Genomic DNA, 22,833 nt, shown 5'->3' with positions numbered 1-22,833 from the left:
AACATTATATAAAATTATATAATATATTTTTATAAATTAATTTTCTTTTTCCCTGGAGAATTCTTTGCCAAGAGATCCCAGAGCCAATTAGGAAGGATATGCATAATTTTAGCAATGATTGACATTTGCCATGGCAGTATCGCGTGAGACTTTTTTTTATTAATTATTTTAATTATTTTTTTTGCAGCACTTTCGGCATCAATTAAAAAGGGCATCGGATAATTGTTGATATCAGTCATTGGCGTTTTTATATAGCCAGGAGAAATGGTGGTCACAAATATATTAAATTTTTTTAATTCCACACGAATGCTTTCCATGTAGTTTATGAGTGCTGATTTTGATGCGCTATAAGCACCAGCTCCAGGAAGCCCCCTGATTCCTGCAACTGAGGCAACAGCAACTAATTGCCCTTCTTTGTTTTGAATAAAATCCCCAACAAAAGGACTAAAAGTGTTTAAAACACCATGAAAATTAATTTGAAAAATCTTTTGAATAATTTCTAAATCTTTTGAATCAGCAGCGAGTGTTCCAGAACTGACCCCGGCATTAGCAATAACAATATCAGGACAACCACACAGCTGCTTAAATTTATCTGCTGCCTTTTGCATTGAGACAACATTTTCAACATGAGCTGGCAGAACAAAGGATGTGCATTGTAATTGTTTTTGCAATGCGAGTAATCTTTTTTTGTTACGACCCACAAGGCCCAGGCTAACATTCTGAGCATCCAGTTGTTTAGCTATGGCATAGCCTATTCCTGAAGAAGCTCCGGTAATAAATATTTTTTTGGACAATATTTTATTTTTGGGAACGGATAGACTCTAAAATTCCATTGGTGACATCAATGGCATTTTTTGGACCACCAGCCATTGTTGATGAGGTTATGTAAGAGCCATTAATGATAAGAGTAGGCACCCCTGTGGCTCCTGCACTTCGAAACATTTGGTTAGCTTTTTTTAGTTTAGCTTCCATAGAAAAAGATTTAAATGCAGCCTTTACTTTGTCCGTATCCAGTTTTGCATTAGTCGCAATCCACTTAATTGCACCCGCCTCATCAACAGGACTGAGAGTTTTATCTTTATGAATCGCTTCAAACATTTTGCTGTGCAGATCATCTAACACCTCGAGTGACTCCATTGCATAAAACGCTCTAGCCATTGGAATCCAGTCACGTCTTGGAACAGCAGGCACTTTTTTGAAGACCACATCTTTGGGTAAGGATGCCTGCCATTTTTTTAATTCAGGCTCAAATGAATAGCAGTGACCACAACCGTACCAAAACATCTCAACCACTTCTATTTTATCTTTTGACTCTGTGGCAATTTTTTCTTTAGTTGGCTTGAAATTGACATTCAGTTGGGGATCAACTGCGTGTGCAAATTGAAAGATAAAAATACAAAATAGAAAAAATATTTTTTTCATTACTAATCCTTAAAATAACGTTATTTAATCTTTGGGCTTTGTGAGCTTAATTAAGTTCGCTTTAAATCCTCCTTTAATAAGATTTTCACGGATTTTTTTTGCTTGATCGATATCTTCATATGGTCCAACACTGACCCTGTGGAAGGTATCATCACCAATTCTTGCAGACATAATGACCGACTCGTAGCTCATCAAGGCTAGTTTCGCTTTTAAATTATCTGCCTGGGATTCTTCAGAAAATGCACCTACTTGTAAGTAGTATTGTATAGCTCGATCATCCTTGTTCTGAGTAATATCTTTGCTGTACGTTTCTTGGCTTTCAGGTAGGTTGTCATAAAAATCAAAAGAAGCCTCCTCATCAATTGCGATAACATCTTCATCACCAAATGCAGAATTTATCTCAATGCATGCCCCCTCGGTGTCTTTAAATACAAAAGGTGATTTTCCACTGGTAATAAATAAGGTGACCCCAATCGAAAGAAGAATACCTAATAAGACACCAATAAATAAACCGTTGGTAAATAATGCCTGCGTTTGGTTAATTTCTTTTTTTGTTCGATAGTCTTGAGCCATATATATTCCTACATTTTATTTGGGGCTGAAACGCCTAATAATTGTAACCCATTTCTTAGTACATTTTTGGTGGCTAAAATGAGCGCCAGTCTCGCACATTTAATATTTTGGTCGTCAATCAAAAATTTATTAGCATTGTAGTAGCTATGAAAGTCACCAGCAAGGTCCTTTAAAAAAGTGGCAATATAATGCGGTGAGCTTTCTTCAGCAGCCAAGCTGATTATTTCCGGAAACTCTGATAGTCTTTTAATGAGCTGATGTTCATGTTTAGTTGAAAGAAGGGCTTCGTTAAATTGTAAAAGTTGATCTTGTCCTAATTCGGATTGATTCAATACTGCACAAATTCTAGCGTGGGCGTATTGAATATAATAAACCGGATTCTCGTTAGTTTGCGAAGTAGCCAGATCAATATCAAACACCAATTGTGAATCAGGTCTGCGGGCAATTAAGAAATAACGCGTGGCATCACAACCAACCTGATCAATAAGGTCACGTAACGTGACATAGCTGCCGGCTCTTTTGGAAATCTTAACTTCTTGGTTATTTTTGGTGACCGTGACCATCTGATGGAGAACGTATTCTGGCCAGTCTTGAGGAATCTTTTTTTGTAATCCCTGTAAGCCAGCACGAACCCGGGTAATGGTGCTGTGATGATCGGCCCCTTGTTCGTTAATGACGCGCACGAACCCTCGTTGCCACTTATTTAAATGATAGGCAACATCAGGAACAAAATAGGTATACCCACCGTCCGATTTGACCATGACCCTGTCTTTATCATCACCAAAGTCAGTCGTTCTCAACCACGTCGCATCATCTTTTTTATAGGCAAAGCCGTTGTCGGTTAATAGTTGTACGACTTCATGAACAGCCTCATTTTCATAAAAACTGGACTCCAATGTAAATACATCAAAATGGGTCTGAAAGGCGGCTAAGTCAATATTCTGTTCATTTCTTAAAAAGGCAACACTAAACTGTTTAATGGCTTCAAGATCATCGACATTTCCATTTGCCGTGACCGTCTCATTATCGACAGTGATGCGGGATAATGTTTTAAAAGCTTCAGCGATTTCAAGAATGTAATCTCCACGATAGCCGTCTTCAGGAAAATCTGCATCCTCAGGTGTGATCCCTTTTAATCGAGACTGCACAGATCGAGCGAGGTTGTTGATTTGTTGCCCGGCGTCATTGTAATAAAACTCGCGAGTGACTGCCCAGCCATTGGCATCCATGATGCGAGCCAATGAATCACCAATGGCTGCCCCACGACCGTGACCAATATGGAGAGGTCCCGTTGGGTTGGCTGACACAAATTCAACTTGTAATTTTTGTTTTGCGCCGTTGGCATTTCGCCCGTATTGATCATCCTTTTGAATAATATCTTTAATGATTAAAGAGCGACCGATGTCACTCAGATGAAAGTTAATGAAACCAGGACCTGCAAGTTCTAACTTATTAAAGAGCTGTTCTGATCCGACTTGATCGATAATCAGCTGGGCTATCTCGCGAGGATTTTTTTTCATTCCTTTAGCTAATTGAAGGGCAATGTTGGATGAATAATCACCGTGCTCGAGTGATTTTGGACGTTCAATGTGAATATCGACTTCAGAAATATCAATGTTTAATTGTTGTAAGGCGTCACTAAGGATGTTAGATATCTGATTTTTCACGTGCAGCGTTTTTAAAAAAAATATTATTTTACCTGAGACCTTATGACAGATATAGTAAATCTCATATGAATTTAAAAGAATCTCAAATCATAAAAGTCGCCATCGACGTCCCCGTGGACGATCTATTTGATTATCGATGTAGTGATCAGGTCGATATTGGTCAGTTTGTGGTGGTCCCATTTGGATCAAGAAAATTAATTGGTATTGTCGTTGAGGTGGATGTGAATACCACCCTCTCTACAAATAAAATAAAAGAGGTCATTCGGGTCGATGAGGAATCACTTTTTAATACGGAACTATTTAAGCTATTCCGATTTGTTGCGAGCTACTATCAATACCCGATTGGTCAGACCATTCACACCGCGGTCCCTTCCCGAATTAAACAGGGAGTGACCAGGGGCAAGAAAAAAAATTATATCTTTCATGCATCCAACAACTTATCGCATGAGGTGATTCATGGCTTTCCAAAAAATCAAAAGAACCTAATCAGAATAGCGACTCAGTTATTAACTCAACCGATGAATGAAACAAAACTCAAAACAATGAGTAATTGGAAGAAGCACATAGAGTATCTAATCAATCATGACTTAGCCACACAAGTAGAAGTCATCCCTGAAACCCCTCAGCACTCAGCACCATTAATATTGAATTCAGAACAGTCGAAGATCGTCGAACAAATAAAAAAAACAAAAGGCTTTGAGGCATTTTTAATTCATGGCATCACGGGTAGCGGCAAGACCGAGGTGTATATGCATCTGATTGATAGCCTCATAAAGAATGAAGGTCAGGTATTGGTGATGGTGCCAGAAATTAACCTCACCCCCCAGCTGGAAGATCGCTTCCAATCTCGTTTTCACACCAAAAAAATTGTCTCGTTGCACAGTCATTTATCTCAACCCGACCGACTAGAAAATTGGCGCCTCGCCAAATCAGGAGAAGCACAAATTGTCATAGGTACCCGACTGTCGGTATTCACTCCATTCAAAAATTTAACCGCCATCTTGATGGATGAGGAGCATGACATGTCTTTCAAGCAGCAGGACAACCTGCGTTACCATGCAAGGGATGTCGGCATGATGAGGGCAAAGTTACTGAATATCCCCTTCATCGCAGGCAGTGCAACACCCTCCATGGAAATATGGCACCGAGCCGTGAATGAAAAAAAATTAAAGTTATTGAGCCTAACAAAGAGGGCCAATGAGGATGCCACACTACCCCGAGTGGATCTTATTAAAACTGGTCAGGATTTAGATGAGCCCCTATCCACCTATTTAAAAGATGCGATTCAACATCGCCTGGATCAACAACAACAGGTCTTGATCTTTATTAATCGTCGAGGATTTGCTCCGGTTCTGTTTTGCTCCTCTTGTGGCTGGCAGGCTGACTGCAATCGGTGTAGCTCAAAGTTGGTGGTGCATAAAAATAAACAACAATTACGCTGCCATCATTGTGATTATCAAAGAACCATTGATTCCAGTTGTCAGGAGTGTGGCAACGTGGACTTGATGACCTTAGGAAAGGGAACGCAGAAGATAGAAGAACAGCTGGCACGACTCTTTCCTTTAGCTAGAATAAAGCGGGTGGATCGCGACACCATCAAGAATAAAAAAGATTTGGATCAGCTCTATGCCGAGATGCATGACCAAAAGCTGGATATTTTAGTGGGCACGCAAATGCTGTCCAAAGGACACGACTTTCCTCATTTAACCCTGGTAGGTATCTTGGACGCAGACCATGCTCTATATAGTTCTGATTTTAGGGCGGGGGAGCGTTTATTTTCTCAACTGGTGCAGGTGGCAGGACGCTCAGGGCGAGCATCAATTAAGGGTGAGGTGGTGATTGAGACTAATTTCCCCGAACATCCTTTGTACAAAAAAATACAGTCACAAGATTTTAATGGGTTTGCAAAAGAAGAGCTGCAGTTGAGAAAAGAATTACATTTTCCTCCGTTTGTCATGCAGGCCATGTTAAAGACTGAGTCTAAAAACAAAAAATATTTAGAAGAATTTGTGACCCAGTGTTTTCAATTCATGAGCAATTTACCCAGCAAGGTCACATGCTTTCCACCGGTGAGACCTTACCTTGAGCGCCTTCAAGGATTTGAACGCTCACATATTTACATGCAATCAAATAACCGAACAGAACTCAATCATTTCTTAAGTCAATTGCGTTCATTTATCAGCGCCATGAAGATATCTTCACGAGTTAAATGGGTGATCGATGTCGACCCTGTAGATTTTTAATTTATAAAAAGTGGCTCTTTTTATAATAAAAGTTAATTACAGATTTTTTCTTTAATGCGGTACTCAGGGCTATCAAAATCAACAATGAATTCAGACAGTTCATCATTCTTGTAGACCATATCCCCGCGAGCATTTGTTTCAGAGTAGTACTCAATAAAGTTATTCTCTATGGTATCTTTGTTGCAGTCGTAGATATTTTCTTCAAGCGCTGAGAAAGCAACGGTGGAATTATTGGTAATGAAACCATTCTGATAGTTAATGAGTACCTGCACCGTCTTGTGATCATTTTTTAAAATATCGAGTGTCGATAAATCAATAAAATAAATCTCATCCAGATCTTCATTTGTGGTGACGAACTCAAATTCGGCGTGGGCCGAAATTGATAGTAAAGTGAAGCAAAAAATGAGTGTTCGCAGAATCATAAGAATTGAGTCAAGCCTTTCTTAAAGGGTGAAGAATTGTTTAATAATTTTTCTAGTTCAATGTTGTTTACAGACCAGTGATCAAATTTACATGAATTAAGATCCAGGAGGTAGACATCGCCCGCAGGGTCAATATGCACTACGAGGTGATACTTGGTATTTTCGGTGCTTAATGAGATTTGTTCTTGGTCGGTATCTAAGTCAATCTCGCCGTAACAAAGACAGACCGCGCTGTGGTCATGGCCTGATTCCACTGCAAATCCGGTACCCCTGACAGACAAAATGCCGTGACTGATTTTTAGTTTGCGTTCCCCACCCTTTTTGAACGCACCGATCAGAGAGCCCTTCACCAAATTACCTAAAGATTCATCCGTGTTCTTTGGCAGAACGAAGACTGAATTCTTTTTAATCGAGTTGGCAGATTCTTCAAAAATGACTTTGATAAAACCATCGTGCAGGGTTTGAATCTTGTAATTTGCAGCTAGAGATTGGTTAATTTCAGCCGGCTGATCGTTAATTAACACACTTCCCTTTAACTCATGCACCATGTTTTTGGCAAATATGACCTGGGACAAAGTCATTAAAAAAGCTAAATATAAGATTTTTAAAGGTTTTTTGTTATAATTCATACAAGCATATTACTGTAAAACCTATTATTCGTGAAGAAGCTTTTCTTAATACTAATTCTATTTGTCTCTGCCCTGGTTTTTGCCGAGACAGAGGAGGAGTTGTTTGAACAGGTTTTTGATAATCCACAAAGCCTTGAACTTAACTTTAAACTCGCTCGTATCCAGCTAAAGAATGGCAACTTGAAAGGAGCAGCCGCTTCTCTTGAACGAATTTTGGTTCGCTTTGAGAATGAATCGACTGCGCAATTATTATTAGCCCGAATTAATCGTCAGCTCAAAAACTTCACTGAGGCCGATCGTCTTTATAATCAAATTATTAGTAACCCAAACGCTCCTCAAGAAAATATTGCCTTAGCTCGCCAAGAGCTAGGCCTAGCTGAAGATGCTAAAGGAGAGCAAAGCCTATGGGCGTTTAATGGTTTTTATTCGGTAGGTTGGGGTAAAAGAAACAATGCCAGAGCGGCATCAATCAATAATGAAGTGTTTTATTCTGGAACGATTTATACCAGTGCTGTATCGGACGAGGCTGAGTATTTTCGTCAAGGGATCTTGGGTTTAAATCTCTCCAGAGGGTTTGAAAGTTCAAACGATCGTCTAATATCCTCGGTAAGCTTAAATGATCGTTCTTACGATTCAAGTTACAAAGATGGCAGGAACCAGTCCTACAATTTTACCTTAGGTTATGATAAAGAAATGTTTAACGGCTATACTCGTTTTAGTGTCAATGGTGGTGAAATGCATCTAGCCAAACAAAATTTCCTTGGATTTACCGGTATAAGAATTGATCATCGGAGAGTTCTGATGCCAAACTTACTGTTAAATTTTGGTGTGGGCGGGACGAAATTAGATTTTAGATATTACGATGGTATCCCAGATAACAACCTGAAAAGTGGCTGGAATCACACAGCAAATATAGGTTTAACCAAGACGTGGAAACGTTTTCGGGGGAATATCAACTACACCGCAGGTCGCATGAGCGCTAAAGAAGATTATTATTCTTATAAAAGTGATCGAGTTGATATGAGTCTGACTACAGATTATGGCATTGGATCTACTACTATCTTTAAATCCTTCACTAAAAATAATTATGAAGACGTAAACACAGGAATCAGCCCAAATATTGAGCGTCGTGATGTGATTAACAATTATGGAGTATCTTGGTCAATCGGTTTGAAAAACTACGATATACCTTCAGCAACAGAACCCACGTTAACTATTTTTTATAGTCAAGGCTCAAACCTATCTAACTTGGTAAATTATAAACGTGATGATAATCGCGAATGGATGTTAAGTATTTCCCAGAACTTTTAATCTAGGACTTCCTGAATACCATCGATGTACGTATTAGTTGACCCGTCTATTGGAATTGTTGTGTCTTGTAGCAAAACATCAGCTTTTGTATAATCTTCCCCAGTGCCTGAAAATGGACCTGCAGTAAATTTAAAATGCATATCAGCTGTACGACCACTTGAACCAGTAAGTGAGGAATACCCGGTGCCATCTAAGGAATCCATCTGCGGCGAAATGAGTTGAACTTCATCGATCACATCAGCTAAGGGGTCAAATGCAATTCCTGTTGAGTTTACTGCACCATCAATGAAGCCAGTGTCAATGGCTAAGTCATACGTATCACCATTGAGTGTTGCAGAACCAGCTGTTAGTACTCTAAATATTGCATCAACAGCATCCGTGTCAATTTGAACGGTTGCGGTCATATTTCCGCTGGAGCCATCTTGTGCTCCACCTTGCCCACCTAATCGAATATCATCAAAACTTTTTGAGATGATTCCTGTTCGACCATTAGCAAAATCCCTTACAGTGGTCCCTGTTGGCTGACTATAACCTGAGGCTATATACAAAAAGATGTCACCAGACACGACAACATTATCAAGAGTCGTAAAATCAAAGTCTTCATCACCAGTAATTTTAGAGACTAGCTCAGCATTTTGATTAGCAAATAAACTAAACACCTCACCAACTGAAACGCTTGATGAATTGCCTGTTTGTGCAATGACCTGATCTGCTGCAGATAGTAATCCCTCAGCAACTTGAGTAGCATTTTTAGAACCTATGGCTTTTGCGAGTTCATTTTCATCATCATCAAGCATAGTTTTAGATAAAGAAGATACAAGTGATTGAGCTTCAGCAGATTGGGTTGCCGGTTTAATCTCAGATAAACTTACTTTTTGAAAAACTGCATCTATTGTCGCAGGATCAAATGATATGGGAGAAGAAATAGCACCAGTTCGGTCTACAGTAACGCCTAATCCTGATTGAGTCAGTAACTGACTAGAACCAGTTTGATCTGATAATACTTCGATAGCTCCATCGAGTAGGATAATGCTTTCTTCATCTGGCTCAATATCACCGACAACCCCAGTTCCTCGAATAGCAATTTGTGTTTTGGGTGTTTTGACCTTCATCGCATCATTATTTTTATCTGAAATTTTCCCTGAGATAAATTTAAATGCACCTTTTTTTATTGATGTAGTGAGTTTATTATCTGGAGCATCAAAATTTGAAAAAACAAATTCATCGACTTTCAATTCACTATCTTGACTAAGGTTAATAGTCATTTGATCTTTGAAAAGTAATTGAGTTTTTCCTCCAGAAGGAGTAATGATTGATTCACCTTGATTAAAATTATCGCCGGTTTTTGCTTCTCTTTTGCTTCCGTCTTCCGAGACAATAATAACTTCTTTAGTCGCAAGAGAAATCACCCCAGCCACATCTGCATAAACATTAGAATTAAAGACAAGCACTAAAATAAAAAAACGTAACAATTTCATACAGTTAATTATAGTTGAAATATTATTTTTTTCAATTATAGTATCAGTAACCACTTACTATTTTTTTATTTATAATTGAAACCAAAAGAAAAAATCATTTTGGCCCTGAAGGAGTTGATTGAATCCTCTGAGATGCCCTCGATCAGCACAAAAAATATTGCGCGTCAGGCCAATTACAGCGAGGCGATGATCTATCAGAATTTTCGCTCAAAGCATGAGCTCATGACGAGTCTTCTTAATCATCACAAAGAATCAATTACTGCAATCAAAAACAAAATTGATAAAGACTCGAGCTTGTCATCGATAAAAATTAAAAATTTCATCAAAGAAATATTTCGTTATGCAGAAAAGAATTATTCTTTTGTGTATCTTGTCATGTTCGAACCCAGAGATAACTCAGAAAAAGATTACAAAACATCATTGGATGAATTTAATCTTTTTTTGGAAGAAATTTTTAAAGACTATCTCAAGGGTTACGTGCTTGAACCCAAAAAGAACAGATATCCTGAGGATACTTTATTGAACAGTATACTGATTTTTATTTATGGGCAATTTAATCTGTACCGATTGGACAAAAAGAAGTTACCTAGTTTACGATTGGATATACGATTGGATAAATTAATTTAATAATGAAAACATTTAAACAATTCATTTTAAAATTATTATTGCCCTTCCCGGCAGGCGTATTGGTCGCTCTCTTTTTATGGTTTGTCGCGACCGCAAACATCTTGAATATTGCTGATAAGAGTAGACACTTTACCCTTGATCTCCTGAGCCAATCTTTTCCCTATGAGGAAGTTTTTGAATCCTATGCCGACAGAATGTTATTTGTCGATATTGATGATGAGGCGCTAAATAAAATTGGCCAATGGCCGTGGCCAAGACAAAAAATATCCGAAATATTTAATGCCATTAACCTGCAAAATCCAGCGGTAGTGGGGGTAGATATTTTATTTGCTGAAAAAGATCGTTATGCCTCAGAAAACATTGCAGGTTTTTTCGGGATACAGGAGGAGGAATTTACTCAGCTTGGTGTCCTGGATGGGGACAAGTTGCTAGCTGATAAAATGCAGGCATTTCCTTATGTGTTGGCCATTGCAGCCCTCGATGATGATCAAGAAATAGAAGAAAATCAGACCGATGTGACTGGACGCTTTGTGGTGATTGATGAGGCCGATCAATTTCTATACCAAGCGGATACGTTACTAGCCCCTATTAAAGAATTTGAAAATACGCCCGGCTTTGGTTTTGTAAATACCATCAATCGCGAGGGCAAGATTCGTAAAACACCCTTACTCTTTTCTATTAAAGACGAGATCCATCCATCCTTAAATCTTGAAATGGTCAGGGTTGCCCAAGGTACCCCTAACCATATTATGAAATTTAATGATGTGGGGGATAAGTTACTCATTAAGTCGGGTGAGGTCATCACGCAAACCGATCTTGATGGCACGTTCTACTTCCACTATGGCGACATGAACCGATTTAACACAGCCTCAATCTTGGACGTCATGGAAAACAAGGTGGATCTGTCTGAGAAAATCTTGATTATTGGCTCATCGGCAGCCGGCCTTGGCGACTACCACTCCACTAGTTACCAAGAAGACATTCCGGGACCGTTATTCCATTTGCAAGTGATTGATCAAATATTAGGCCAGCGGTTTATTAATTTTCATCCGGTGTATGATCAGATCATATACTTACTAACCGTCATGTTTTGTATCACCTTATGTTGGCTAATTACTAAGTACTCGGTGTATCTAATCGCCTTTGCACTCCCGATTTCCCTCGCCCCGCTCTACTATTTATCTAAGTATGCGTTTTTAGGTTTTGGGCTGATCGTGAATGTTCCCCTAGCGTTAGCCATCCTATTTTTTTCCGGCATCGCGACCTATATCATTAAAACATTCATTGAAAATATTGAAAAAAGAAAGATCCAAAGTTCTTTTTTGCAGTACGTCCCCGCAGATATTGTTAAAAATATTAATAAGGAGTCTGATGTGCCATCGTTAGGGGGCGAGGAGATCGAGGCGACTGTTTTCTTCTTAGATATTCGTGGATTCACCAGCATTACAGAAACCCTAAAAGATGATCCTAATCTTTTAGTTAAGGTGATTGGTCACATTATGAATCGGGTGACTGACATCTTAATTCGACATGAAGCGACCATCGATAAATACATCGGTGATGCGGTCATGGCATTCTGGAATGCGCCGGTGAAGGTAGAGAACCATCAAGCTAAGGCTTATCATGCCTCGTTGGCTATCAAGCAAGAGATCCCGAAAATTAATGCTGAAGTGAAAGCCATGCTCAGCCAAGAACAAAGGAAATTAATTAACGTCAATTTTGGCATGGGATTAAGTACGGGTCAGGTGGTTGTCGGCAACATGGGCTCGGAATTCCGTTTCAATTACTCGGTCATGGGGGACATGGTCAATGTTGCTGCTCGATTAGAGGCGATGACCAAAGAGAAGAAAAAGATCATCCTCGCCGGGGCACTCAACTTTTCGGATGAGGTGATCAAGAATTTTAAAGCACAGGGAATTGCGTTAAAATTTTTTGATGACATTGCGGTTCGTGGAAAAAAAGAAAAAATACCGGTCTATGCAGTCGAGTAAAATAAGATTGCTGTCTGGATTTTCTATCATGGAAATCTTGATGGCGATCGGTATTTTAGGCTTAACAGCCGCAGCCGGTTATCAAGTTTTTTTTGCGATTGAAAAAAGTCAGTATCAAGCCATCCAGGCCACGCAAAATGTTGATAAACCGATAGCAGCATTTAATCAGTTCTTTGCTCAATACAATTCCAGCCAAGAATTATCCACCGCCATTGAGGTCTTAGATCTTACCCCGAACATTGATCCATTCACGAATTCAAATCGTTTTCGTAGTGATCGGATCCGGGTGCTGTTTGATCCTGATAGCACTGATTTAGGTTTGGATGCTAACCCAGGCGACTTAACCTCCAATTTAACAGCTGACTATACCTTTGAAGATGGGAACATTGCTGCAGGGTTTGGTCAGGGTACCAGCATATCAGATCCAGATGACTTTATTCATCAGGATTATATTGCATCAGGGAGCGTGACCCTGCCAGACAGAACATTGTTTGATCCCAACGATGACCCTATTTCTCAGACTTTAAAACTTTTTGATATGGGAGGTCGAGAACGAGGGACATGGATTGGCGTTTCTTTTATTAACGGTGATTTTTATTTACGCATGCGTGCAGGCCGGGGCACTGTGAGTGAGGATGATAATTTTAGCGGTCCTGACCGAGCGATTCGTAGTATCGAGTTAAATGAAATCCCTGAATTTGATGGTATGGAGCATGACATCACATGGGATATTGATACGGGGAGTACTGACGATCAAACTCCAGGAAGAATTCGATTATGGATCGATAACCGCAAGGTCATTGATTCGGAAGCCACTTGCACAGCTGATCAGTGTCAATTGGGCCTACCTGGTGAATTGCCTACTTGGGCGGGAGGTAATTCGGGAAGCTGGGGTAATGGTGGTAATTGTGGAGGGTTAACACAGGTCCCAGGGGGTACAGAAACATATGATGGCCCACAACAATTTCAAAACTGTAACCCATGGCCAACTGCGGCCGGGACTTTGAGTGTTTTCCGAGATCAGTTGATCGATGAGAGCAACGTGCCTGCAACAGACGAACCTCAGATCACACTACCTCTAACAAATTTATCCATTGACGATAACGAGGCCATTTATTATAGAGTCTTTGCCATTCCCCAGGAGTCTTGTAAATTTACTGGAGGCTCTAATTACCAGTACACCTTTGATTGTTTTGATGATGATGATTACGATCGTTTGAAGACAGACATCGACAATTTAATGAATACCGACAACGTTCCCTTCTTTGATATCGGGATGTTGGACGGGGCGGTTTGTCGAGTCACAGCATATGACTCGGCCACTGAAACACTCACCTTAGATGAAAATTCTGGCTGCCCTACTAGTTCAGCTTCAACCGATCCCACAGCGGCCTCAACGGTGTATTTTCTACCCCCACGCTTAGTCTTTTATTCCTCTGATTTTTCATTACGATTTGTGCAGTCTGTAATGGAAAGTTTTGCCGATCCCATGGACCGCTTCGGGGATACCTTGGCTACCCGTCAGCCATCCAGTTTCTAAATTTAGTAACGTTTAACGTTGGTGATGATTCCCCTTCCATCTTCGGTGACTCCATATCGCAGTGTCGATGAAAAGGTGGCTATGGATTGGGTGCGGTCTGCCTTAGACCAAGCACAACTCATCACCCGAAAGGTATAAGGAAAAGCTGAATTTGCAATGTTGTTCGGGGTCTCATTGTCCATGACGGTAAAGTACCTCAAAAAGTGACTGCCATGATCATAGCGCGGAGACATACGGGTGCTGCGCTTCAAAAAAGGATTGGATAAAATAGCCGAACTGCCTCCGGGTGATGAGAGTGTGATGGGAATGCCATTTAAATCATTTTCAATATTGTCCTGTATTTCCTCCTCAGTTAATGCTCTTTGCCAAATGCGTGCATTATGGAAATAACCTTGGGTAAATGAATCCTGTTCCCAGTTACTTCGACCTAAAAAATTAGATGTATATGGAACACCGTTATTGGGACGCGTTGGATTTTCAGTCCACGTGGTCCAGCCGTTTGTATCAACCCCAGTAGGAACTATACTCCGATTGTTGAGGTCACCCGTTGGATTGGCAAATTCAAGAATGACAGGACTTCCATTATTACACTCACTGGGCAGGGATGTTCTGGCATTGGCAGAAGTATTGGGCCCGTCAGATGCCAGCCAGGTATCGTTGACGCCTAGTGCCATGGTGTCATTATTGCAAGTGATGCCCATGCGGATCATGTCGCTATCAACGGTAACAAAGGCATGCACCCAAATTCTTGCTGGAAAAAGAATACCCTCGTCACCAGTAAAGCCGATCATTGCTCGACTTCGATTGTAGCCTGAGGGCCTTCCAGATGAATCACCCGTTGGTTTGTAGTACTGAAAACTTAGACGGCTGGTGTTTCCTCTCCAAGCTAATACGATATTTGAATTGTCTGTATTAGGAGTCGATGGGTTGCCTAGGTCAAAAAGTCTTGGCCAAAAAGCATTTGGAAGATAATCGTCATCAGTTAAATAGGTCCAAGCTTCAAGTGTAAAACCCCCGTTTGCTGGATCTAGCTGATCATCAGGAATAATACCTAGATTAATTGATTGTAGGAGTGCTTGTGATCTTGAAATGTTACCGCCACCTGGTGCATCACTGCCAGGAATATAGAATGTGGTCGCAAGATTTCTAATCAGGTCCGCAGGCCAAGAATCTCTACCGGTATAACTTCCGCTAATACCGCATCTATTGGCATCACTTTCATCATCCGTGAGATTGTCGAAATCTGTTTCTGTGGCTAGCTGAATCCAATTAGAAAATGGATCCGTTGCAAAATCAGCCACTGCGGGTTGCATGGTGTTGACGGTGCTGTCACAGTTGCCTATCCCAGCCACCCTAGGGATATAGGCACAGAGCGTTTCCATGTTTTCTGATTGTGAGGCCAGGTTTCGAAGCAAGAAAGTAATATTCTCCAAACCAGTTCTTGCCAGGTTATTTGATTTTATCCGATTATCTTCTTTGTATTCGCTAATAATAGCAAAATCTGAATTATTGAGTAAGCTGGTAGTGATAATGACCATGATTGTGACCATCGCCATGGCTGCAGGCAGCATATAACCAGATTTTAATTTAACTTTAAAAATTTTCATGAGTACAAGACTGCGATAATCGATGTAGGTTAAGTATAAAACTTCCCTGGCCGGTACCTAAATTCTCGTCGTGCTCAAGGATGCTTTGATTGTTTGATAATAAAATAGTGATCAATCTTTTAGAATCAATTTCTGAACCAGGGTTAATCACAATAGGTGGTGTGCATCCATCCGCCTCGACACATCGAGGGACATACTCCAGCTCATTTAGAATGGCTTGCCACTGGGTCGAAGTTCTTTCGGCTCCGGCATCTAAATGTAAAAAACCTCTCGCTCGGTGATCGGCATCAATATTATGCTCAGTTTGCGGACACTTGGCACTGGTGGAACCTGCATGACAGAAAAGACAGTTCACGCTGACGCCACCAATGGATGTCGAATTATTCCCTGCACAATTGACCCCGGTGAGTGTGAGACGGTCTCGATCATTGTTGTAATTACTTGTAAAAGCAATAAAGGCGTATCGATAATTGCTTGGCAATCCATTAAACCAACTCTGATTTGGGCTTGCGATACGGCAACCGATATCCTGAATCTTGTTGTACTTAATCACGGTTTGTGAGGCATTGATATCAAGATCTAAGTTAGAATTAGTTTTTCCGATCAATCTTCCTCGGGGTTTCAGATTAAATTGGACGGTTTGGTTGTCCGAAATAAACCAAGCTCGTGTAGTATCTTTTTTGACATAAATTGGATCTGATATTTTTATAACACTGTCCGGCATGTCATCTTCGCATCCAATGCCAACCCCATGATAGACTGCATGAGGACCGCTAGCCTCCTCGAAACCCAGCCATAGGGACTGGCGGATGAATTGGTCGTTGACCACATCGTTAAACCCCATACACTTTCCATCTTGGTTGGTAAAGTTTAAATCTCCGATGGTAAAAGTGACGGTATTAGATCCATCATAAGCCCTGGGGTTAGCCTCAGATTTTGCCAGTAATCTTGAAATTTTTTGAACAGTGAAATTTTTTTCAGTCAGAATTTTGTTGAGCTCTTCTATGTTATTTTGTTTTGTAGTGAAGTTGTTCATCATGCTCCACATAAACAGTCCAACAATACCCGCCAGTCCAGCATACGTAATTAACTCAGGGAGCGAGAATCCACTTTGCATTGTTTTATCCGACCGAGATGATGTACTATGACTTTTGAAAAAAGAAATCATCATGGAATTATTTTATCAGACAATCATGTTTTTTCTAGGCGCATCTATAGCCAGTTTCGTGAATGCCTGGGCGATGCGTCTCGGTGGTGAAGAGTCTATTATGAACCCCTCTCGATGCCGTGCCTGTGATACTCCTTTAAAATTTAATCAATTATTCCCAGTCTTGTCATGGTTAAAACAACGGGGTCATTGTGGATGCAAGAAACAACAAAAAATCTCGATTCGATATTTTTTAACTGAGGTGTTATTAGGAATAATTTTTTTAGTGTTATTCACAAACATGCAAATATTTTCTGATAAAACGGAATTTATTTTTTATTTAGTTTTTTTGAGCATAGCCCTGCATCTTTTTTTGACGGACATGGAGTATCAGCAGCTTTATCTACCCATGATGCTGACCGGTATTGGTGTTGGTTTGGGTTATGGATTTTACTTGGATCAATTAGTGCTGCATTTTTATGGCGCCTTATTGGGATTTATATTGCTATTTGTCACCAATTGGCTCTTTCAATTTTTTAGAAAAAAACAAGGTCTAGGTGATGGGGATAAGTTCCTCCTCGCCATGATGGGCGCGTGGTTTGGTCCATTACTTGTCTTGCAGGGAGTGGTCTTATCCTCCTGGATAGCGATCATTTTTATGGCTTTTTTATACCTAAAAAATAAAACGATCCCGACAAAAATTGCCTATGGCCCATTTATTATTCTCTCGTCGATTTTTATCCAATTAAATCAATTATTTATTATTTTTTAAAAAATCACTAAATATTGTATTTTTTCTTGTTGATTTACCTATATTTTGATATTATAAAGTTAATATCAATAGTGCATAATTCTAGGGAATTAATGAAAAAAACAGTATTGCTCGCCGCACTTTTATCGATAGCCGGATGCGCTAGCAATATTGACCGTCAAAAAGAAGTAGCTCAAAAAACGATGGATCAGTTCATTGAGCGCGCAGAAAAATTCAACCAAGAGTTCGAAACAGAAAAAAAACCATTAAAACAACGCCGTGAGTTAATGCAATTCTCATACGGTCCAAACAGTTTTGAAAACAATAACTTCCTTGAATACCTGGTGCAGTCCAATGCAAACCTCCCAAATGATTTGATCGGAAAGTTGCGTGAGAGTGAGAACCAGTATCAGAATACTGACTTCAACGAAGACACCAATGACCTGATCGGCGAGATTCAGAATTTTAAGAAAATCACACAAGTTTATAAAAAATTAGCCAAACAAAAAACAGTCAACGTGACCGAAACACAGCTGAGTTCGATTGTGAAGCAGCTGCTGAAAAATACAGGTTTGAAATTGAAAGTCGACGAGACTGATATCGAGGGTCGATATAAAGGAACCAGTTTTGAAATCATCAGAAATATTGCAGAAGAAAATAATCTGGTCATGTATTTCTCCATGGATTACAAAACCTTGCACCTGAAAACAGCATTCCCTGAGAATCAAAAATTTAACCCCGTAATCAATGCCATCGCCCTCAACCCTTTTGAGGTGGAAAAGGACTTGGATCTGATTGAGGAGGTTGCTCAACAACTTGAGGGATCCGATGCCACCATCGAGGAAGTGTTAAAGGTCGATCAATTTGTGAAAACAAATTACGGGCGAAAAATTGTGAATCGACTTATCCTGGTCGAGAAAACCAGAGAAAATGTGGTGAAACAAAGAGAGCTGGGAAGTTATTACCGAACAACCTTAATCAAAAGGGCAGAAGAATCTGATTTCGTTAAAACACCGACAGTGACAATTTTTGAGGACGATATCAAAAATGGTAACGAGCGTGTCATTGAGAAGTTTAGTGTGTATAACGATACCCCGGATGCCATGTTCACAAAATTACAAGCCTTCTCAGTGTTTAATGACTGTACGGTGACGGAAACATCAACGAATGACGACGGTGAGTTAGAGACTGAGACCATCCTCGAAGGAGGGGCTACAATGAATGACAATGTCCCAAACACAGTCACCGGAGATTCGGTGGTGATCGATGACTTAGTTGCAGGAAACTCCAACAACGATTTTGCGGCGATTGATCAATCCGCGGCAGAACTCATCGAAGAGGCTAATGATTTGCAGGCCGATTCTGTACTCGGCTGTGTCGATTTTGTAGCTGACGACTTCGGCATCGTAGCGTCTGGTAGCATTCTTGATATTCAGTTGGTTGAAAAATTCTTGGTCGATCAAGATCAGCCGGTAAAGCAGGCCATGATCGAGACCTTCATCTTGGAAGTGAACTCGGACTGGAAGAATGAGTTAGAGTCACGCTTCACATCAAACACAATGAGTACAAATGCTACTCCTGCAGGGGATGGCGGCTCCGGCTTGTATAGCTTTACTGCAGGTCTACTTGATTTTGCCAGTGCGACTGCAGAGGGCGGTATCACTGCCAGCACGAGGTTAGGTTCACGAAATCAAATTACAGCTCTGGTGAACATGATTGAAACAAACTCATTGGGTAAAAAAATATCAAACCCCGTTATTCTAGTCCGAGATGGTGAAGAGGGTGTGGTCGATAAAACAAGAACATTTAGAGCACAACGATCAACGACGACTACCAACTCTGCTACTACGAACACATCCAATAACCAAATTGATGAGTACGACGCGCCGTTAAAACTCACAGTAACTCCGAACATCAACAAGCACAACGATGTCATTGACCTAGATTTTAATTTTGTTGAGGAGACATATGATTCTGCGTCACCGACTGCTGCTTCTACCTCAAACAACATCACAACCAAATTAAAAATTGAACCAGGTGAGGTAGTCATGATGGCGGGACTATTCCAGCAGACCCAGAACAACACCACACAGGGATTACCGTTTGTCTCAAAACTGGGCTTTAATAAATTAGTATCGCCATTGGTTGCGCTACTCGGTGGTGGTGAGGTGAGAAGAACTGACACTGGGACCGAGCTTTTGGTGTTCATTAACCCTACAGTGATCACTAAAGAGAATATCAACCGTACAGTCACTAGGACGAGGTACTAAGAATTTGTAATGGATGCTATTTTTAAAATAATCGATGACACCATAACCGTTCTATCAAAAGCAAACATCATCTCTCATCCATTGACCATACCTTTGTTAGGTGGTTTGGTATTGCTTCTTGTGGTGTGGCTGATGCTGTCCATTCGCAGAAAAAAAGCTAATCAAATATTAGATACCAAACAACCTCAGCAGGCAAAACAAAAGATGGCTAATCAATCTTCTAACCAAGTAAAACCGCTATCGGCTGAAGATCAAGCCTACACTGAAAAATTTAAAAAAAGTGTGGCCGGTTTGGACTTGGATTTAAAGGTAGATGCTAGTCAGCCCAAAAAAACAGCTAAGGCAACACCCCTCACGAGCAAGCAGAAAAGAGAGCTCACGCTTGACTTAAAAGCACTAAAAGAATTGTTGGATGGCAGTCACATCAATCAAGAGCAGCACGATAAGAAAGTTTTAGAGTTAAAGGAAGCCTATGGCGGATAAAAAAATCTTGCCATCAGAACCTGGTGTGGTAATGCGTTTAACTCACTCATCACTGCTGATTAACCTGAGTTATGCGGCAGAGCCATACAAGGTTCAGACCAAGGTCATGGAGTGGAAATTACCGAAAGTGATTGATCCAAACAATATCAATCCTGAGATTGAGTTTTTAAGTTCTTTTATTTCCCGCATGGTGAGGCAATACAAAATGGAGGGCGAGTTAGTCACATGGATAATCCCCCACCAAAAAAGCCGCATGAAGAGCATTACCATTCCGATGAATCTGGATGTAAAGGCCGATAAAAAAGAATTTAATACGCTGACTAAGGCAACCCCGTATGATTTTTGGAAGGAACACGATCCAGACTTGGCTGATTTGAAGTTGGCGGAAATTCGTTCGAGTTTGCTTACAACTGACGCCGAGGAAAATTCTTCAAATCTGATGTATGTTGCCGTAGATCGATTATTGACCCGCTTATACCAAAATCTATCCCTACAGTCCAATCTATATCCAGTGGGTTATATCGCAGAGGATCAGGCTTTGATTAAAATTATTGAGTCACGCCTAAGCCGAGTTCAAAGAGAGAGGCCTTTTGCGATTTTTCATCTAAGTAAAGGCAACAATCGAATCATTTATGTCAATGCCGAGCAGGTCGACGTCGCCCAAGTGAATATTGATGAATTAGATGAGTCATTGTTAGATGATATTCCTGAAATTAATGAAGAAAACAAAACATTTTGGAATGAGGTCGTAGGTCGAATCTCAACCGCACTAAAAACAGCAACAAATTATCTCTTAGAAGAGGCAAAAGTTCTAAAGTTTGAGAATATGTACTTTATCAGCGATTATGACCACGAATTGCCGTTTTTTGGCTTACTGCGTGAGAATTTTAGGGTTGTTAACATCATATCTATAAACCAGCAGTTTGAATATATCTCTGTGCAAAAGCCTCTCGATAAAAACTCATTCATGAGTAACGACCAAGGAGATATCAATTTTTATGGTGGTTCAAGATTTATTCCTGCACTGGGCAATTACTCGCTAAAATATTTTTCAGAAATTGCCATTCCGAATAAAGTCACCTCTGCTCCAATAATGAACTTTCATGAAAAAGCTGCTTTCATCAAAAGTAACTTTGAAAAAGAGGCAGCAATCAAAAAAGGATTTTATTTATTTGGGCTGCTTCTCATCGGCGCACTCATTTTTAGCGCAAGCCTGTTTACTCTAAATATGGGAGGTAACCAGCAAGAAAAACAGCTAGTCGTGTCTGAAAAAAAATTAGAAAGGCTGAAACAGGCAATCAAGTCAGGTAAGGCAGAGATTAATCAAAAAGAGGCGGAGTATGAAATTATCGCTGACCTTTCGAATGGCCAAACCAATCAGAAGCTGTTTGAAAAGTTAATTCGAGATATTCCTAAGGATGTTGAATTGGATCGAGTAATCATCAGAGACAATACCTTTCAAATTTTTGGTAATAGTCTGAACGTCATGAGCGTCAATAGTTTTTACAATACATTTATGCAGGATAACAATTTTGAAAATATTAAAATTGATTCCTTTAGAAGAAAAGATCGCTCGATGAACTTTTTTGAATTGGTGGGGGTGATTAAAACCTAATGTCAATCTTTAAGAAAAAACTATCAAAAAGAGCCCAAAAATTATTGGATGAGATCAAAGCTCAAGAGATATCTACACAAGATAAAGTAAGTGCTAATGATTTTGCTGAAAATAGATTGGCTGTTCGCTATTTAGGGAGTAAGCAAAAATTTTCAGCAATCAAATATCGCAAATTTGCTGCACAGAACAAGATGATCATCTGGTCGGTAGGATATATAGTTCTAGGCGCTATTATCTTTTTTATTGCAAATAACGGCTGGGGTAGTTATCAGACATACTCTGAGAAAGTGAAAAAAAGTAAACAAAAGCTTCCCAAGGTGTTAGCTGAAATTAAAAACATCGAAAAAAATGCACAAAAAATCCAACAAGATATCTTAAATAAAAAACAGAATATCCAAGATCAACTGAATAAGATTCCATCCCAGTCGGGAGCAGATGATTTGGTCAATCAAGTAGCGATGTTATTGGAAAATGGGGATTTAAAAATTGTGAAACAAGAAATACAAATTAAAAAATCATTATCTCCTGTGACTTTCTCGATTCCACCATTACAAAAACCGGATGCCGATACGACCATCTTTTCAAATATTGTTGTACCAATAGAAGACGATACCCCTAAAGCTAAAAGAGATAAAAAAAATGTAGCCGAAAAGTTAACTGGTAAAAAAATGCGAAAAGGTAAGAAAAAAGATAATAAGAAAAAGCCTAAGGCGAAAGAAAAACCACAAGTTACCCAGGCGGCCAATGCTCTAAAGGATAATTATAAAACAATTATGGATGTGATCAAAAATAAAGAAGCGCAACGTAAACAAAAATTAATGAAGAGCTTACCGAAAAATGTGTCATTCATGACCTATCACTTCCAACTTAAAGGACAGTATCTGGATTACTTAAAAGCGAGACAGGACGTTCTTAAACAGTACCCTTATCTAATTATTCCTGTAGAAGAGATTGTGACTGAAAGCAATCAAGATGAAATCCAATTTAGAGTAATTTACGACATTCCTTTTTTCACGGAAAATAATCCTATACAATCTACTAAGAGGAAAGGATAGAT

19 protein-coding genes are annotated in these 22,833 nt (G+C 39.8%); 10 read left to right on the top strand and 9 right to left on the bottom strand.

Annotation, left to right across the window (positions count from 1 at the left end; translation table 11 throughout):
- Positions 1 to 29: 29 nt before the first annotated feature.
- From UZ34_06705 to argS, 4 genes are read right to left on the bottom strand one after another with little or no spacing between them, the layout of a single operon-like run.
- Positions 30 to 794, bottom strand: a complete 765-nt coding sequence (locus UZ34_06705; protein ID AKO65025.1) for a short-chain dehydrogenase — start codon at positions 792 to 794, stop codon at positions 30 to 32.
- A 4-nt stretch (positions 795 to 798) separates the two neighbouring features.
- Complete coding sequence (locus UZ34_06700; protein AKO65024.1) at positions 799 to 1,422, bottom strand: DSBA oxidoreductase; 624 nt, start codon at positions 1,420 to 1,422, stop codon at positions 799 to 801.
- A 24-nt stretch (positions 1,423 to 1,446) separates the two neighbouring features.
- The gene (locus UZ34_06695; GenBank protein ID AKO65023.1) at positions 1,447 to 1,995 is read right to left on the bottom strand and encodes a sporulation protein; all 549 of its coding nucleotides are present in this window, start codon (positions 1,993 to 1,995) and stop codon (positions 1,447 to 1,449) included.
- Between the two features lie 8 nt (positions 1,996 to 2,003).
- Positions 2,004 to 3,662 (bottom strand): arginine--tRNA ligase, encoded by a 1,659-nt coding sequence (gene argS, locus UZ34_06690; protein AKO65022.1) that lies wholly within the window; start codon positions 3,660 to 3,662, stop codon positions 2,004 to 2,006.
- A gap of 65 nt (positions 3,663 to 3,727) precedes the next feature.
- Here argS and UZ34_06685 point away from each other — a divergent pair, with 65 nt between their 5' ends.
- Positions 3,728 to 5,905 carry a hypothetical protein gene (locus tag UZ34_06685; protein AKO65021.1) on the top strand — a complete coding sequence of 726 codons (2,178 nt, stop codon included), beginning with the start codon at positions 3,728 to 3,730 and terminating at the stop codon, positions 5,903 to 5,905.
- A gap of 32 nt (positions 5,906 to 5,937) precedes the next feature.
- On the opposite strand, the gene UZ34_06680 is transcribed toward UZ34_06685, so the two are convergent.
- Entirely contained in the window at positions 5,938 to 6,327 is a 390-nt protein-coding gene (locus UZ34_06680; protein ID AKO65020.1) for a hypothetical protein, read from the bottom strand.
- The gene (locus tag UZ34_06675; GenBank protein AKO65019.1) at positions 6,324 to 6,956 is read right to left on the bottom strand and encodes a hypothetical protein; all 633 of its coding nucleotides are present in this window, start codon (positions 6,954 to 6,956) and stop codon (positions 6,324 to 6,326) included. The genes UZ34_06680 and UZ34_06675 overlap by 4 nt, the downstream gene beginning before the upstream one ends.
- 30 nt (positions 6,957 to 6,986) lie before the next feature.
- Between UZ34_06675 and UZ34_06670 the strand changes: the two genes are divergently transcribed.
- A complete protein-coding gene (locus tag UZ34_06670) occupies positions 6,987 to 8,267 on the top strand; it encodes a hypothetical protein (protein AKO65018.1) in 1,281 nt (426 codons plus the stop codon).
- Here UZ34_06670 and UZ34_06665 read toward each other — a convergent pair.
- A complete protein-coding gene (locus tag UZ34_06665) occupies positions 8,264 to 9,745 on the bottom strand; it encodes a hypothetical protein (protein AKO65017.1) in 1,482 nt (493 codons plus the stop codon). The two genes, UZ34_06670 and UZ34_06665, sit on opposite strands and share 4 nt — an antisense overlap.
- A gap of 75 nt (positions 9,746 to 9,820) precedes the next feature.
- Here UZ34_06665 and UZ34_06660 point away from each other — a divergent pair, with 75 nt between their 5' ends.
- From UZ34_06660 to UZ34_06650, 3 genes are read left to right on the top strand one after another with little or no spacing between them, the layout of a single operon-like run.
- Complete coding sequence (locus tag UZ34_06660; protein AKO65016.1) at positions 9,821 to 10,372, top strand: hypothetical protein; 552 nt, start codon at positions 9,821 to 9,823, stop codon at positions 10,370 to 10,372.
- A 2-nt stretch (positions 10,373 to 10,374) separates the two neighbouring features.
- Positions 10,375 to 12,363, top strand: a complete 1,989-nt coding sequence (locus UZ34_06655) for a hypothetical protein (protein AKO65015.1) — start codon at positions 10,375 to 10,377, stop codon at positions 12,361 to 12,363.
- A gap of 28 nt (positions 12,364 to 12,391) precedes the next feature.
- Positions 12,392 to 13,903 (top strand): hypothetical protein, encoded by a 1,512-nt coding sequence (locus tag UZ34_06650; protein AKO65014.1) that lies wholly within the window; start codon positions 12,392 to 12,394, stop codon positions 13,901 to 13,903.
- A 2-nt stretch (positions 13,904 to 13,905) separates the two neighbouring features.
- Here the strand turns inward: UZ34_06650 and UZ34_06645 are convergent, their stop codons facing one another.
- The gene (locus tag UZ34_06645) at positions 13,906 to 15,510 is read right to left on the bottom strand and encodes a hypothetical protein (protein ID AKO65013.1); all 1,605 of its coding nucleotides are present in this window, start codon (positions 15,508 to 15,510) and stop codon (positions 13,906 to 13,908) included.
- Positions 15,497 to 16,681: a hypothetical protein gene (locus UZ34_06640; protein AKO65012.1), complete on the bottom strand. Its 1,185-nt coding sequence runs from the start codon at positions 16,679 to 16,681 to the stop codon at positions 15,497 to 15,499. Before UZ34_06640 ends, UZ34_06645 begins: the two co-directional genes overlap by 14 nt.
- Here UZ34_06640 and UZ34_06635 point away from each other — a divergent pair.
- The 5 genes from UZ34_06635 (at position 16,680) to UZ34_06615 (ending at position 22,831) form a co-directional block, all read left to right on the top strand.
- A complete protein-coding gene (locus UZ34_06635; protein ID AKO65011.1) occupies positions 16,680 to 17,429 on the top strand; it encodes a hypothetical protein in 750 nt (249 codons plus the stop codon). The genes UZ34_06640 and UZ34_06635 overlap by 2 nt on opposite strands.
- A gap of 92 nt (positions 17,430 to 17,521) precedes the next feature.
- Positions 17,522 to 19,678 carry a hypothetical protein gene (locus UZ34_06630; protein ID AKO65010.1) on the top strand — a complete coding sequence of 719 codons (2,157 nt, stop codon included), beginning with the start codon at positions 17,522 to 17,524 and terminating at the stop codon, positions 19,676 to 19,678.
- 9 nt (positions 19,679 to 19,687) lie between these two features.
- Complete coding sequence (locus UZ34_06625) at positions 19,688 to 20,161, top strand: hypothetical protein (GenBank protein ID AKO65009.1); 474 nt, start codon at positions 19,688 to 19,690, stop codon at positions 20,159 to 20,161.
- Entirely contained in the window at positions 20,151 to 21,776 is a 1,626-nt protein-coding gene (locus UZ34_06620; GenBank protein AKO65008.1) for a hypothetical protein, read from the top strand. Before UZ34_06625 ends, UZ34_06620 begins: the two co-directional genes overlap by 11 nt.
- On the top strand, positions 21,776 to 22,831 hold the full coding sequence (locus UZ34_06615) for a hypothetical protein (protein AKO65007.1): 1,056 nt from the start codon (positions 21,776 to 21,778) through the stop codon (positions 22,829 to 22,831). Before UZ34_06620 ends, UZ34_06615 begins: the two co-directional genes overlap by 1 nt.
- The last annotated feature ends 2 nt before the right edge of the window (positions 22,832 to 22,833 follow it).

The organism is Methylophilales bacterium MBRSF5 (assembly GCA_001044335.1).
Taxonomy (GTDB): domain Bacteria; phylum Pseudomonadota; class Gammaproteobacteria; order Burkholderiales; family Methylophilaceae; genus BACL14.
The sequence above is the reverse complement of the archived record's forward strand: the minus strand, read 5'-3'. Positions and strand labels throughout refer to the sequence as shown.